Annotated in this window: 10 protein-coding genes; 8 read left to right on the top strand and 2 right to left on the bottom strand. The window is 36.8% G+C overall.

The annotated features are described in order from the left end of the window. Nucleotides 1-788 precede the first annotated feature (788 nt). The gene (locus tag I6F42_RS00795) at nt 789-1,664 is read left to right on the top strand and encodes a DNA replication terminus site-binding protein (RefSeq protein ID WP_197150036.1); all 876 of its coding nucleotides are present in this window, start codon (nt 789-791) and stop codon (nt 1,662-1,664) included. Nucleotides 1,665-1,733: 69 nt separating this feature from the next. On the opposite strand, the gene I6F42_RS00790 is transcribed toward I6F42_RS00795, so the two are convergent. Then, complete coding sequence (locus tag I6F42_RS00790; protein ID WP_024591590.1) at nt 1,734-2,948, bottom strand: hypothetical protein; 1,215 nt, start codon at nt 2,946-2,948, stop codon at nt 1,734-1,736. 773 nt (nt 2,949-3,721) lie between these two features. Between I6F42_RS00790 and I6F42_RS00785 the strand changes: the two genes are divergently transcribed. The 5 genes from I6F42_RS00785 (at nt 3,722) to I6F42_RS00765 (ending at nt 12,299) form a co-directional block, all read left to right on the top strand. Next, the gene (locus tag I6F42_RS00785) at nt 3,722-4,960 is read left to right on the top strand and encodes an AAA family ATPase (RefSeq protein ID WP_007583176.1); all 1,239 of its coding nucleotides are present in this window, start codon (nt 3,722-3,724) and stop codon (nt 4,958-4,960) included. 15 nt (nt 4,961-4,975) lie between these two features. Next, nucleotides 4,976-5,938, top strand: coding sequence for a transcriptional regulator (locus I6F42_RS00780; protein WP_010552908.1), 963 nt, complete (start codon nt 4,976-4,978; stop codon nt 5,936-5,938). A 426-nt stretch (nt 5,939-6,364) separates the two neighbouring features. Then, nucleotides 6,365-9,511 carry a DEAD/DEAH box helicase gene (locus I6F42_RS00775; protein WP_010552907.1) on the top strand — a complete coding sequence of 1,049 codons (3,147 nt, stop codon included), beginning with the start codon at nt 6,365-6,367 and terminating at the stop codon, nt 9,509-9,511. 1,068 nt (nt 9,512-10,579) lie between these two features. Then, complete coding sequence (gene rmuC, locus I6F42_RS00770) at nt 10,580-12,046, top strand: DNA recombination protein RmuC (RefSeq protein WP_007583680.1); 1,467 nt, start codon at nt 10,580-10,582, stop codon at nt 12,044-12,046. 61 nt (nt 12,047-12,107) lie between these two features. Beyond that, a complete protein-coding gene (locus tag I6F42_RS00765; RefSeq protein WP_007583678.1) occupies nt 12,108-12,299 on the top strand; it encodes a DUF3185 family protein in 192 nt (63 codons plus the stop codon). 352 nt (nt 12,300-12,651) lie between these two features. On the opposite strand, the gene I6F42_RS00760 is transcribed toward I6F42_RS00765, so the two are convergent. Continuing rightward, complete coding sequence (locus tag I6F42_RS00760) at nt 12,652-13,059, bottom strand: MerR family transcriptional regulator (protein WP_197150033.1); 408 nt, start codon at nt 13,057-13,059, stop codon at nt 12,652-12,654. Nucleotides 13,060-13,159: 100 nt separating this feature from the next. Between I6F42_RS00760 and I6F42_RS00755 the strand changes: the two genes are divergently transcribed. Both I6F42_RS00755 and I6F42_RS00750 read left to right on the top strand, forming a co-directional pair. Further along, a complete protein-coding gene (locus I6F42_RS00755; RefSeq protein ID WP_197150030.1) occupies nt 13,160-14,398 on the top strand; it encodes an NADH:flavin oxidoreductase/NADH oxidase family protein in 1,239 nt (412 codons plus the stop codon). Between the two features lie 351 nt (nt 14,399-14,749). Next, nucleotides 14,750-15,916 (top strand): aldo/keto reductase, encoded by a 1,167-nt coding sequence (locus tag I6F42_RS00750; protein WP_169060505.1) that lies wholly within the window; start codon nt 14,750-14,752, stop codon nt 15,914-15,916. Nucleotides 15,917-16,240: the final 324 nt, after the last annotated feature.

The following is a 16,240-nucleotide window of genomic DNA, read 5'->3' as shown; positions in this document are numbered from 1 at the left end:
CAATTTTAACGCATTGAGAATAAATAGTACATAAGGGGATGTTATACGTAATTTAGCTAGGAACACATCATACTTAAATGGCAGCTTCTGTAATCTTAACTTTACGCGAATCATTAATTAATAGCTATCAAGTGCTATGTGCAGACCTTAATGTATGGTATGAGCGTTTGTGGTAATCATTTATCTGCGCTTTAAAATCTAGACGCATAGTCTTGTATAGCACTCGTATGCAGAACTATATTCACAAGTGCCACAACTTAAAGGCGTGGTAGGCCATTAAGTTTTCTCTTCAAAGTGATAGTGCTAATTTACAATTCATCATGATTAAAGCCCCTACTGCTAGAAGTACCATTAAAAGGGAACTGATATCAAAAAGCATTTGTAGTCATTGTAACCTTTAGCCTGATCACCGTACTGCCAACACTGTGTAATATGAGTCAGTAATTATAAATAATAATGAATGCTAAGATGGTTAGATAAATATATGAAATTATATAACTCCGCTTAACTCATTTTTCTAAACTTAGTTTTACCACCTACTACTTAGATAATCTAGCACTTGGCGTATTAGCCTTTTTATATACGACAAAGTAAATACTCCAATGTCATATGAATTAGTAAGGAGTTTCAATCTTTCTTCATTTATATATTCTCACCTAAAGAACACATCATACTTAATTTAATTATTGTGTCACTATAAGCCTCGAGTACTATTTGTTATTTGTTTGGACAAAGCAAAGTGCATGTAATAATATAAGGCTGGTAAGATGTGTTCTTTAAGGTGTGTAATGGTAACTAAGGTACAAATTAGAAGTCAGTTTGATTTAATGAACGAATTAACTTTGAGGTTGATTGAAGAACTAAAAGAGTGTGAATTCTCCAAAGCGGAATATTATCAATTACCAGATGTAAGTAGTTTCGATGAGAGTAAAGTTCCAGAATCTATACTTGTTTCTAAAATCACTGGAGTACCTGCTCAAAAAGCAATCCTAAACTCTTTTTCAGACATGTATAAAAAATCAGGATTAAGCAGTCGTGTTTTAAAAAGACACCCTGGTTTGCTCGTCATTAAAAATGCAGATAAACAAGCTTTAAATAATCGTATAGCTCAAGTAAATAAAGCTAAAACTACGTTTAAAGAATGTATTTTATCTATTGATAGCAACGATGCTCGATTTGAAGCAGTTCACAATGCTATACCAAATTTAATAACGCTTGCTGCATATCGTAAAATTCATAGTGAAAGCGAATCGCCATTTTCAGTTAGGTTTACTTGGATGCACAAACACGCAACTAAAACGCTTACTAAAAAAATGGCTCTCGAAATGCTCGACAAATCGGCCAGTTATCGAAATCCAAGAATGATAGATCAACAAAAATGGCAATCACTTGTAGCTCAAGAACAATTACGGGTTGCTAGTTTAGGCGAAAAGGAAAAACTTAGAATTCGCCGCCCTACTCGAGTGAGTCCACAGGTAAATGTGAGATATACGGCGCAAAATCGCTATCATGTGAGTGCTGCATTACCCTTTATTCTGATTAATCCAGAACCAGACGTAAAATTAGGTATATTACCTGATTATCAAAAACCCGAAACTCACCCTCGTAAGCGCGAGTATGATTTTTTGGTTGATAGGTTATATTTAGAACAGGTTGAGCGGTAGTCATTATGTTAAAAAGGCCACATAGTGTGGCCTTTTTAGTTATCCGTACGTTATTTAAAATAACGGTTATTATTTTTCTACTATTTCTTCAATTTTATCTTCATCAATCAGCACGGCATTTTCAACAATGCGTTTACCGCCTTGGATTTCAATGCGTTTATTGTGTTTGTTCAATGTAAGTATTTCATCGCAAAACTGATCAGACGGGTGCATTTCGTATGTGTAATCGATAATGTTACCGGTTTTATCATCTTTAACATTTGTAATGCTGTATTCTGATATTGCACCTTTTTCAATCAAATCTTTCATTGTGGTGGTCATATCACGACGAAGTGCTTTTAATTTATTTTCGGTAATATCATCAGTTGAATAAATAGATCCGTATTTTTCCATAATAGAAAGTAATCTAAAATGGTACGTTTTACCTGGTGCTGCATAACGCCAAAGGTGATACAAACGAAGCATCATCCAACGCGATAATCCACGTTTTAATTCTTGAGCGCTATTAAAGTAATACCCTTTGTATTCAAGGTTATCAATCATGTTATGAACAAATGCATTTAAACAGGCGACGCATTTTACATTGCCACCCTGACCTTTTTTGCCACTAAAATGCAGTGACGATAAAAAGTTCATGTTTGACTCGTAAAACGAATCATCTATATCAGAATTTTTAGTATCTGTTGCCGAATATTTAAATGAAAGTTTAGAACCTTGCAATGCTTCAAGTGACTCTTTTATTGCAGGATATGGCATTGACTGCCCTACCGCTTTGAGTTCTTGTGCTAATTCGTTCATAGAAAAAACAACCGCGTATTGAATACCGGATTTAAAATTAATTTTAACTATTTTGCCTTTAGAAGCTAAACGAATAAGTGCTCGCTCTACTTTTTCTTCTCTATCTGATGGCCAAACAAGGTATTCAACATCTTCGCCATCTTTGCGTGTACTTACAACAGCTGGCGTTATTTTTATTTCGCCATCGTACAAAATACCATCTACTTTTTCAGATATTTTACGCGTAATAATTGTTTTTTTAGGCGCTTCTTCAAGTGGCAATTTTTTATAGCCCGAGCGAACAAAGCGTCCCCACAAATCATAGTGATTAAACGTGTTTGAATATGCACGTAATCCATGTGCTGCGTTTTCAATAGAAATTCGCACGTCTTTGTTGTCTGTAAATAGTGCTAAACTTTCGTTATCTATTGCACTTTCCACCCCGTGGATTTGGCCCCTAAGTGTATCGGGCAAGTTATCTACCGAGATGTTGACCTTTCGGCTCATTGTTCTTATTTCCATTTTTATTGCGACAGCTAATAACAACACATTAAGCAACAAAAGTTAAATGTTTAAGTTAGTATAAAAGTGATCTGACTTTAAATAAAACGTTTGGATCACTATTATACTAAGTGATGTACATTACTTACGATTTCAGATCATATTTATACTAAGTGGACTATCACAAATCTAATTTTTACTAACTCAGCTGTTATTTTGTCCATTACAATGGCTTAATTTTAAAATTAAGCACGACAAATACACCAAAAAATATATTCCCCTGTGGATAAAGCCTTATCGAGTTAGAATAGATCTGATCTGTACCAAGTACAGATCAGATCTATACTAATTAAAAGCGTATTTTGATGTTGCGACTAGTGCATAACTTTATAATTTACTTAGTAAAAAACTGATCTGCAGGGCTCTTTTTGTTCATAACTTCATGCGTAACCTGTGCATAACTCTATATTTAAAATAGACCTTAGTAAAAAGCTGATCCGCAGGTAGATAAAGATCTGATCTTAACCAAGTATAAACCTGATCTGCTTTTTTAAACATTATTCATATAAATCATAATGTTATGTGCTGATTTTACACCCTTAACCTTTATTACCTTATATATTTAACCACCTTTAAACTTCTTTATTTATACTAAGCAATATTAAAGGTGTAAAAATATTTTTAGATGTCTTGTTTTTAAAATGCATGTCGTCTTAAATAGTTGTTTACAGCTATTTGAATGGACATTATACTAACTGCCTAACTTTGAGGAAGAAAGTATGTCTATCAACAATAACGCATTAAGTACCTATCGGCTTTTGAAAGCCACAGCTGAAGTTGCTGAAAAATCATTAGAAGGACGTATTCAGCACTACCGTGCCCATCTTAAATCAGAAGAAAAAGAATTAAGAACGTATACACAAAAAGCAGCTGCTGATTTATTAGGTTGTAATAATCGTACTTTAAAAAGACGTCATGATAATGGCGACTTCGATGATTTAAACATAAAACGCGGTGCTAACGGTCACTATGCTTACACATTAGTAAATATTTTTGCTATGGCCGATATTATGGACATTAAACCAGATCATCGTACTGGTGATGACAAACTGCAAGTTATTGTAATTAATTCTCTCAAAGGCGGCTGCGGTAAAACTACCAGTATGGTTAATATAGCGGCAGCGCTTGCAACTACAAATATTAAACGTTATCGCATTGGTATTATAGATTTAGACCCACAAGGCTCTTCTTCAAGCTTTTTTCCTTCAAGTGAGCACGACCCGATTACTGTTGGTGATTTAATGCGTGATTGCATAGATTTAGACGAGGGTGAAACATGGCCTGAATTTGTGTCTAACTCATTTTTACCAACGCATATCCCAAATATTCGTGTATTACCATCGGGTATGGATGACTTTTACTTTGAGCACGAAACGGCAACATTGCTCAAAGATACCTCAAATTATGAGCAAACTCGCCATTACCACAAGTTACTTGAGAAAGTAATTGATCCGGTTAAAGACGAGTTTGATATTATTTTAATTGACACAGCACCTACCCTTAACTTTATGTTTTATAATGCATTAATGGCCTCTACTGCGATGCTTATTCCTGTTCATCCGGAAGCTGTAGATTTTGATGCTAATAACAAATATTTAAAACGACTAGGTGAGATTTACCATACAGTTGCAGCACTTGGCCATGAGGGCTGGGACTTTATGCAATTTTTAGTGACCAACTATGTGAAAGGTAATCACTCACAGCGCGATATCGTCAAAGATGTTCGTAGTGCATTTGGTCGCCAAGTAATGAGCTACCCAATCAATCACAGCTCCGCGATTACCGCTAGTTCATCGTCTTTCAACACTATTTTTGATCAAAAAGCATCAGACAGCTTAGCAAGTCGTGAGTCATTAATGCGCGCTCAAGAAAATATTAAAGATGTGGTCGATGAGCTAGAAATGCTTATTCGTTCAAATTGGCAGTCAACTCAATCAACACTCAATACCCCTAAGTAAGGATGTTAAATAAAAATGGCTAAAAAACGTAAAAATGACACCCGCTTAGATCCATTTGCAACTGCTGTAGGCAGCAGTAGTCTTGATGCATTACTAGAACAAGCGAATGCTGGCGATGTAATTAGAATGCCTGCACCGAGCGACCCTGCTCGTCAAATTACGCTTGTTTGTAAAGTGATCGCACATGCTGATATTGAATCTACCACTGGTGTATATGGCAAAAATCGTCGTGTACAGGCACTTCTAAACGAAAAGTCAGTATCAGACATTCTTCCTGCAATTCGTGAAGATGGCCGAAATCAACATCCTGCGCTACTTTGGGATCAAGGTGACAAAAGTTTAGTTCTGGCAGGTTCACGTCGTCGTATGGCCTGTATTTTAGGTAACGCAGATTATTTAGTACTTAGTTCAAGCGATTTTACTGATCAAGATGCAAAAATTTTAGCGGTATCTTCAGATCAATACATTGCTCCGAGTTTATGGGAGCTTGGCCAAGCATACCAACAAACTAAAAATGAACTTATTGAGCAAGGTAAAAAAGGATCTTATAGAGAGATTGCCGCGATAGAAGGTGTATCGCATACTGCAATTGCAGATGCAATTAAAGCTTATGAGCAAATTCCTGCTGATGTCATTGCACTTTACCCGACTGCTAATCACGTAGGTCGCGAAGTCGCTAAAAAGCTTGTTAGCGCAAAGGAGCGAGACGAAGAGGCGTTTAATCAACTTGTTAGTGCCCTTGCTAGTGATGAAGAGTTAAATGCGATTACAAGCGACGACAAGCGTGCAATGGCGATCACTAAATGCCTAACTTCAGAGCCACAAGTAGCTGTTAAGCGCGAAGCTGTACTAGAAAATAACTTCATATCGGTACAACGCAATTTAAAAAGCGGTGATGTCTCTATCAAAATTGATAATAAAGTAATGACAGACAAGCGCTTAGAGCAATTAACTAAGTTATTAAGTGCTTTTAATTAGTTAGTTAAATAATGATCTGTCAGGCATATTTACTTAGTTAAATAGTGATCTGGCAGATTGTTTTGTTAGTAAAAATCTGATCTTTACTAGCCTATTTCCTCTTCAAATAATCATATTCCTTCTTCAAGATCACTTTTTTACTAACTAATCTCCTCTTTTTAGCTACATTCCTTCATTTATTATTATTGTTAGTAAAATCGTGATCTGTAATGCTTACTTTTATGTTTCTAACTATATGTAACTTCTACCATTGCAGTTGTTTTAAATATTATTTTGTAAAATTGGATGCTTATTTTTACTTACAAACCGATTTTTTACTAAGTTATCAGCTCCAACCAGTTTATATCTTGTTAATAGTGCTTTAGCTCAGAGCACATAAGGCATATACTGGCAGGATTATTTTTAAAATTTAATGCTTAGAGTGACATGTCTGCTAACTTATCAAAAAATGATTTAATGGCTATTTTTGAAGAAATTAAAAATGAGCAGGCTACCCAGTTTCCTCTGTCTGAACGCTTTATTAAAAAACTTTTCCGTGAAAATGTTTTAGATAAAGGCAAAGAATATTACAAGAAAGGTCAAATCACTTGGCTAGAACACACCCCTAATTTTTCTGTAGTCGACTCTACTGTACAAGTGGATAATGGATCATCGTTTAACCAACGTATTGAGATCAGTAAAGTACCAACTGGTTATTCTGTTGATACGCATTGTACGTGTAATGCAAAAACTAAATGCCGACACTTAGCTGCTATTTTATTTAAGCTCAAAATAGAGCACTCTGGTGAATATGGCGAAGATTACTTTATTAATGACTGGTTTAGCGAATTAAGCGCACTTAAAAGTGGTGATCAAAACACGCCATCGCAAGTATTATTATTTGTATTAGATATTGAAAATAACAAAGTATTCTTAACACCTAAAATAGCGAATGTTGAGACTAAAAAGAATTACACGCTAGGTCGAAACCTGACCGAGCAGCAGTTAAATAGTTTTGTAACGCCGAGTGACTTACTCGAAAGTGATTTTAGATTATTTAGTTGGATACGCTCACAAAATGCAGTGGGAAGTATTGAGCTAAAAGGCCAGTGGGGTTTTAGTGCCTTACAACAGTTGATAGCTACAGAACGCCTGTTTTTCCAGCGTTCTCGAGTGCCAATTAAAGCGCAATCGGGCCAAGCATTAAGTTTTAGTTGGGAGCAAGATAAAGATCTCTCACAATTAGTTATTAAGCTTGAGCAAACACAAAACTGGGCTTTATTAAAAACAACACCACCTACTTACCTCGATTTAGATCATTTAAAAGCGGGCCGTCTTCGCACCCCATTGAGTGCAGACGAAATAGCACATTTACAAACTATGCCTGCTTTGCATGACGCTAACTTTGATAGAATATATAAGCAGCTTGCCGATAACTTTGGTGCAGGTGTAATACCCCACCCTACTAATTTACAGCCAACATTGCCTAAAATCTCTAGTAATGCTGTTTTAAAAGTAACTATGGGCGATCAAGGTTTATCTCTTTCGTTGTTATTTAAGTATAAAAATAAAAACTATTTAGCAGGTGCTGCACCTGCAAGTACGATTAATAGTGCATTTGAAAATACTGTAACTAACGAGCTAATTAACTTAGGATTTGAATTTTGTAAAGGGGGTTTACAAAGTGAACTGGTATTTACAAAGCAGTCTTCAATCCATTTGCATTGGCTAATATACGAAGTATTCCCTGGCTTTAAGCAACGTGGTTGGCAAGTAAGTGTAAGTAAAGTAACGAGTCCTAATCCGCAGTGTGAAGTTAGTTTACATGTACACCGCGCAGCAGGGCATCAAATGCACTGCAAAGTATTGCTATGTGATGCTAAAGCATCGCTGTTGTTTACTAATACTGACCCGCTATATCAGTCATTAAATCGCCAAAGTGAACTATTTTACTACTATCCGCTTGGTCGTGAATTTGGGGTTATCAATAAGTCAGCAATTAACTTATTAAATGAATTTAAAGAGCGTTTTGAATTTGTAAAAACACGAGACGAATTTAATATTCCGCTTTCGTATTTACCTGAATTAGTAAAGCACACTGCTATAAACGTAGAGCTTCACGACGACTCATTAGAGCTATACTTACAAGAGCTAAATAGTCCCGATAAAGCAATTACTAAGGTTTCATTACATGGCTTAAATGACTCAGTAACACTTCGTGAGTACCAACAGCAAGGTGTTGACTGGCTTAGCTTTTTAAAACGTCACCAATTAGGTGGTATTTTAGCTGATGACATGGGCCTGGGTAAAACCTTGCAAGTTATTGCATTTTTAGCCAGTACATTTAACCGCCCGCAAGCAGGCCCTACACTTATAGTGTGTCCAACTAGTTTGGTGAGTAACTGGAAAAACGAAATTATTAAGTTTGCTAAAAGCTTAAAAGTCACCACTATTTTTGGTTCAAATCGTAACGATCCTTTACAGCACTTAGCGCAAGCGCAGTGTATACTTACTACATATCCACTTTTAAAGCGTGATATTGCATATTATTCGCCATTATATTTTGAAAATATAATCCTCGACGAAGCACAATACATTAAAAACGATACCGCACAGGTTTCGCGATTAGTTAAACGCTTAAATGCCGACTTTAAACTTTGTTTAAGTGGTACTCCAATCGAGAATAATTTACTTGAGCTTAAATCGTTACTCGATTTTGCTATGCCATCGTTACTTGGGTCTCAAGCCCACTTTAAGCAGCACTTTCAAACGCCTATTGAGCGTGAAGCTGATATGGAGAGAGCTGAGCAGTTAAAAGCGTTAATTATGCCTTTTATAATGCGCCGCACTAAAGCACAAGTAGCGCAAGAGCTGCCAGAAAAAACAGAGCTAACTAAAGAGTTTGAGTTTGAGCCTAAGCAAAAAGAAATGTATCAAGGTATTACACGTTCATTAGAAGAGAAGCTAATAGACTTATTTGCCGAACAAGGCGCACAAAAAAGTAAACTTGCATTTTTAGAGGCACTTTTAAAGTTAAGGCAAATTTGTTGCCACCCTAAATTAATAGATCCAGACACTCAAGCAGGCTCTGCTAAGCTTGAATGGTTAACAACACACTTACCGCTTATGTTAAGTCTCGGTCGTAAAATTATTATATTTAGTCAGTTCACATCGGCACTTGATTTAATAGCCCAACGCCTCGAAGAAATAAACATTAACTTTAGTATGCTTACAGGCCAAACGCGCCACCGCGATAAAGTAATCGACGAGTTTACCAGTGGTAAAACATCAGTGTTTTTAATTAGCTTAAAAGCTGGCGGTACAGGCCTTAACCTTACACAAGCCGATACAGTTATTCACTTTGATCCATGGTGGAACCCTGCTGTAGAAAAACAAGCGACTGATAGAGCTTACCGTATTGGCCAAACTAACCCTGTATTTGTGTATAAGCTCATAATGAGTAATTCAATAGAGCAAAAAGTATTTAAAATGCAACAAGACAAACAAGCCCTTGTAGATGCGTTATTTACTGATAAATCAATGAGCTTTACAAAGTTTGATGAACAACAAATGTTATCGCTAATTAAAAACTAAATTGATTTAAAAAGTTTTGATCTTTTTATGAACTTAATTAAAAAGCGGACGTCTACTATTATGCTTGTTGGTTAATTGCAGTTAGCACAAGCATCATGTTGATTCCCCATTTAGTTACTAATTTTAGTAATGATTAAGCCAGCCCATTTTGAGTTGGCTTTTTTTATGCCTAAAATTTAGCGTTCGGCACTTATTTTAAACGTTTTTACTTTTTTATGAACTTAATTAAAAAACGGACGTCTACTATTATGCTTGTTGATTAATTGCAGTTAATACAAGTTTTCATGTTGATTCCCCCCATTTAGTTACTAATTTTAGTAATGATTGAGCCAGCCCATTTTGAGTTGGCTTTTTTTATGTCCAAAATTTAGTGTGCAGTACTTATTTTAAAAGTTTTTATTTTTTTATGAACTTAATTAAAAAAGTGGCGTCTATTATTATGCTTGTTGATTAATTGCAGTTAATACAAGTTTTCATGTTGATTCCCCCCATTTAGTTACTAATTTTAGTAATGATTGAGCCAGCCCATTTTGAGTTGGCTTTTTTTATGTCCAAAATTTAGCATTCATTTTTATTTTAAAAGTTTTGATCTTTTTATGAACTTAATTCAAAGAGCGGCGTCTACTATTATGCTTGTTGATTAATTGCAGTTAATACAGGTTTTATGTTGATTTCCCCCTATTTGATTACTAATTTTAGTAATGATTAAGCCAGTTCATTTTGAACTGGCTTTTTTTATGCCCATAATTTGATTTTTTTAAATCAACCCGAATAAAAATAAATGATCTTTCGTAAATTAATTTGAATTAATTATTTTGTTTTCCGGTCTACTCTAATGCCTGTTGTTATATAGCCTCACCCAGTAATATTAGTTATTTTGGTGATTATGTATTTAAGTTGCAGCTTACTCGGGCACATGTTGATTTTCCCTTTGATTACTTAATTTAGTAATATTTGACCAGCTTATTTTGAGCTGGTTTTTTTATGTCTGTAATTTCTTTGCTCCCCTACTTCTATTGCGTGTTATTGGTTATGATGGCATGTCTCTAAATTTTATAAGTTTATTTTATGCTCACTCAAGTACTCACTAATATTGATTGGCTAAGCGCCGGTGCTGGTGTTGCGTTAGGCGTTGTATTTTACGGCGTTGTATCAACACAGCTTCGCAAAAAGCTACATCTACAAATAAGCGAACAGCAGCAACAGCTTTCCCTATTACAAAATCAATTTGATAATAAAGAGCTGCAATATAGTGCCTTGCAAGAAGATCACGAACTGCTAGAACATACTCACCAAGAACAGCGCGATGAAGCCCAGCATTTTAAAACGCGTTTTAGCGAACAAGAAAAACAAAGCATTCAATACAATCACTTTTGGCGTAAAGCCGAAGGCGAGCTTGCAGCGCTTCGTGAGCAATATAATCAACGCGATGTTGAATATAATAATATGCGCACCACCCTCGAGCAAAAACAACAAAGCTTTACCGAGCAACTCGCGCAAATTGAGCAAAGTAAAAATATGCTCAAAAAAGAATTTGAAAACCTAGCCAATAAGATTCTAGAAGAAAAATCACAAAGCTTTAAAACCTTAAATCAAGAAAGCATTGAACAATTATTAAAACCGGTTCAAGGCGAGCTAAAAGGCTTTAGAGAAAAAATGGAATCAATACATGTTGAAGACATAAAACAACGAACCGCGCTTAAAACCGAGCTATTGCATTTGCAAGCTAAAAGCCAAGCTATAACAGATCAAGCCGACAAGCTCAGCAACGCGTTACAAGGGCAAAAGAAAACCCAAGGTAATTGGGGCGAACTCATGCTCGAAAACGTCTTAGATAGCGCTGGCTTACGTGCTGGCGTTGATTATAAGCGCGAAGTGTCGTTTAACACTGAAGATGGCCGCTTACGCCCTGATGTAGTTGTTTACTTACCACAAGGCCGCCACTTAGTCATTGATGCTAAAACATCATTAAATGCTTATACACGCTATGTGAACGCTGAAAATGAGCTAGATGCTAATCAAGCAATTAAAGAGCATGTAAACGCCGTTACAGCACGTATTAATGAGCTTGCGAGTAAATCGTACGACCGTTTACCAGGGCTTAATTCGCCTGAAGTTGTGGTTATGTTTGTACCAATAGAATCAGCTTTTGTAGAAGCACTTAAATATCAAAGTGATATTTACCAACAAGCAATCGAAAAAAATATACTGGTAGCTACACCTACTACCCTGCTTACTAGTTTAAATATTGTTAAACAGCTTTGGCGTTTTGAAGAGCAAACCAAATACTCAAAAGAGCTGGCAAATCGGGCTGAGCGTTTTTATAACAAGCTCAATGGTTTTTTATTAAGTATGGAAGGCGTAGGTAAGCAGCTTGATAAAGCGAAAGAAAGTTACGACAAAGCGTTCTCGCAATTATACCGTGGTAAAGGTAATTTAATTAAACAAGCATCAGAGTTTAAAGAGCTTGGTGTATCGGTACAAAAAGAGTTACCTAGTGAGAGCGTTGAACGTGCGCAGCTAGAGCTTGATTAGATTTATTGAGTGTTTTCAATTAAGTATGTTAAATAATGTACGTTAGAAACCAGAGGTGTTTATGAATAATAAGATTATAGGTATTGTTTTAATCGTTATAGGTATCGCTTTAATTATGTGGGGATATGATGTGTATGATGCGGCGGCTTCGCAGCTAAGCCGCGCATTTAGTGGTGATACACCAATAGAAGCATGGGCGGGTATTATTGGCGGTGCCATCTGTGTGTTAATTGGCATTAAAAAGCTTAAGTAACATAAATAAAATACAGCTTACTGGGGCTTGTTGACCTTTCAGGATAAAATTTGTTCAATCTAGGGGCTATTTAATCGCGGCGCGAGGTTTGTAATTTAGTGGGCTCGATAACTGCTCCTGCGTTATTCTAATGGCTTACATCCATGTAATAATAAGTAAAAACCGAGCTACAAAGAGTAAATTGCCCCTAGGCAGAACCCTTAGGGCAGCGCATGTTTGGCATTTATACTACGTTATCGTCTGTTTATGGGGAATAACCACACTACATAGACTCTGCCTTGCCTGAATACCAAACAGTCTGCTGCAAATTTAACCTCAAAAGATAAACTGGCCCTGAATAAGCTGTATTAGTTTATTTGTAATCAATTACTTCTAGTAATTCATTTAGTTTACTTTCTGGCAGGCATTCGCCTTTGTCCCAATAAGAGTTTAGTAACGTAGTTAAATTGCCAATACGCTGTGACTTTTTCTGCATTTGCTCAATCAAAATGTCAGCTTCTTTTTGTTTTTTTTCTAAACGCTCGATTATTATTGTGTGGTTTAGCTCGCCGTTTTCGTTACGTAATAAAGGTATTTCGTTGAGTGAAAACCCCAAGCTTTGTGAAAATTTAATTAATTGCAGTTTTTCTAAGTTTTGTTGGGTGTACAGCCTATAACCATTAGCACTGCGAGTGGTTGGTGCTAATAACCCTTTGCTTTCGTAAAAACGAATAGTGCTGGCAGGTATGTTGGTAAGTTTTGCAAGTTCGCCTATTTTCATAACTAATAATAACTCCACTTTACATAAACTTAGTAGGTTGACCTTCAAGCTAACTTTAAGGTTATAGTTGTTTTAATGTCAATTTAATTAGCCAATAATTATGCGCAACCCTGTGTTTACCTCCTTTACCTTGCCAAGTGGTTTAGTATTAAAAAATCGTATTGCCAAAGCCGCTATGGAAGAAAACCTAGCACAAGAGGACCAAACGCCCTCCCAAGCACTTAAAAACGTTTATAGCGCATGGGCTAAAGGCGGTACAGGGCTAATTATTACTGGCAATGTAATGGTTGATCATTTAGCGATGACAGGCCCAGGTGGCCTTGTGCTTGAGCAAAGTACCGATATTACTGCCTTTGCAGAGCTTGCTCGTTTATCAAAGCAAAATAATTGCAAAGTGGTGATGCAAATCAATCACCCTGGTAGGCAAGTATTTAAAAAAATGGGTGGAAAGGCTCTATCAGCGTCAAGTGTTGCACTTAATATGGGTAAGCACTCGCACTTATTTGGCGTACCAAAGGCAATGACTCAAACCGACATTGACGATGTTATTACCCGCTTTACACAAACTGCACTACAAGCCGAAAAAGCCGGTTTTAATGGCGTACAAATACATGCAGCGCATGGCTATTTACTTGCCCAGTTTTTATCGCCACTTACCAATAAGCGCGACGATAAATGGGGGGGAAGTTTACAAAATAGAGCCCGTTTACTTCTCGAAATAACCCGCAGTATTAAAGCAGCTTGCTCCCCCACCCTTTCGGTTTCGGTAAAGTTAAACTCTGCAGATTTTCAACGTGGTGGGTTCGAACCCAGTGGCGCGCAAGTTGTAGTGGATTTATTGAATGAACTCAATGTTGATTTTGTAGAGCTTTCGGGTGGTAGCTACGAAGCCCCTGCTATGCAAGGTAAAACAGGTGACGAACGCACACTTGCCCGCGAAGCATGCTTTTTAGAGTTCGCAAAAGCGATTAGCCAGCGCTCATCAATCCCAATAATGACCACCGGCGGCATTAGTCGCTTATCTATTGCCAACAACGTGATTGAAAGTGGAGTGCCCCTCGTGGGTATTGCCACTGCGCTTGCATACCAACCAAATTTACCAAACAAATGGCAAAATGAGCCACTGCAACTAGCCGTATTACCCAATGTTACTTGGCAAGATAAAACCCTCGCAGGGCTTGCCACTATGGCACTGGTAAAAAGGCAAATACGCCGCTTAGGCCAAGGTAAACCTGTAAAAACAAACGCTTCACCAATATTTACTTTAATTAGCGACCAGCTACGTTCGGTTAAATTAACTAAGCGTTACCGCAATCGCTTTGCTAGTGAGATTAACTAAGCTTTGGTATTCACTCTTTTTATGTATTCCGGTTTTGTTTACTAATTTTTACACTTGAATAAATGTAACCATTTTTATGTTGTGTAAATGAGTATTAAGGCGTGCACCAATTTGGAAGTTTGCTTTTTTATCAAGCTATTAAAGTGCACTATTTTGTGCATATTAAAGTACTGTACGAGTAAAGAAAATAATCATTCTAAAATGTTAATTAAAGTGCGCGTTCAGCGTTTGTTAATTTAACCATCTTATTGAAAGTATTGACATTTATTGCTTTCCTCTCGCTTGAGTTTGGTTGGTATTTATACTAGTTTATAGCGTAGATATTTAACCTTACTCAAGGAGAATAGTTACATGGTATCTCGCAGAAATTTTATTAAAGCAGGCGCTGCTTTAAGTTTAGGCTCTATTTTTAGTGCTTCAGCTTTGGCTGAACAATTAAAAGTAAAAATGTCTAACGGCAGTGTTATGCAAACTAAAGGATCAATAGATAAAAGCGCTGCTCTGCCCACAAACGATGTTACTAACGCTAAGCATTACCGGCCTGAATCCAGAATGGGCTTAGGCGGTCTTGCCGCTGGGAATGGCTTTAATACTATATCAAGCGATGCAGAAATTTTAACAATGCTAAATGCAGCATGGGATTCTGGTATTCGCCATTTTGATACGTCACCTTTTTACGGCTTGAGTTTAAGTGAAAGGCGCTTCGGTGATTTACTTCGAAACAAAAAGCGTGAAGATTATGTTTTATCCTCAAAAGTAGGTCGCCTTCTTACCCCTTCAGCAGAGCCTCTAGAAAATAGCTGGCATTGGGCTGATCACTCACCTTTTCATTATAAATATGATTACTCTGCATCAGGTACGCGCCGTTCAATAGAAGACACGTTGCATCGTATTGGTGTCGCCTCGCTTGATATTGTTTATATTCACGATTTATCACCGCAAAATAGTGATATGGGAGATGACTGGCTTAAGTATTTTGATCAGGCAGCAAAAGGGGCTATTCCTGAGTTAACTAAAATGCGTGATGAAGGAATAATTAAAGGCTGGGGTTTTGGAGTAAATACACCTCATGCTATTTATAAAGCGCTCGATATGTCAGACCCTGATATTTGCTTACTAGCGCTGCAATATTCAATTTTAGATCATAAGCAGGCACTTGATAAAACCTTTCCTATGCTTGATAAACGAGGTGTTTCAGCAGTCATTGGTGCTCCGCTTAATGGTGGTTTTTTAGCCGGTCGTAACCGCTTTAATTATTCACCTAAAATTCCTGGGCCTATGCAGCAAAAGTTTAATGCAATAAGCGACATTGCATCTAAACATGGGATTGATATTAAAACAGCTGCACTGCAATTCGCAGAGGCGCCTTCAACGGTATCCTCAATTATTCCTGGCGCACGCACGGCAGAGCAAATTAAAGCTAATGTAGCCTCAATGAAAGTTACCATACCAAGCGAATTTTGGAGTGAATTGAAATCTAAACAGCTTATTGCAGAAAACGCCCCCATACCTGCATAACAAAATAGGTGTGCCATTTGCTTGGCACACCTAGTTATAGTCAGTGTGGTTGATTTTTAAGCAGCGCTTAGTAGTAAGTATATTGATTGTTGGGCATTTATATAAGCGCAGCTTGCTGGCGTTTAAAAACGAAGTTTTTAAACTTAGCTTTTAAAATTAGTTATTAGGTGTCAAAAGCTCGGTTTCTCGCGTGAGCAAGCTCTACATGCTGCACTTCATCCTAGTGCTGAGAGCGTGTGGAACATTTTGAAGGAGCTAAATATATAAAGCAAAAAGTTACTGTAAACCCCCATTACAGTTAGCTGGTAAATAGTACAAATAGTA

The organism is Pseudoalteromonas sp. SWYJZ12 (assembly GCF_015864395.1).
Lineage (GTDB): Bacteria > Pseudomonadota > Gammaproteobacteria > Enterobacterales > Alteromonadaceae > Pseudoalteromonas > Pseudoalteromonas arctica.
The sequence above is the reverse complement of the archived record's forward strand: the minus strand, read 5'-3'. Positions and strand labels throughout refer to the sequence as shown.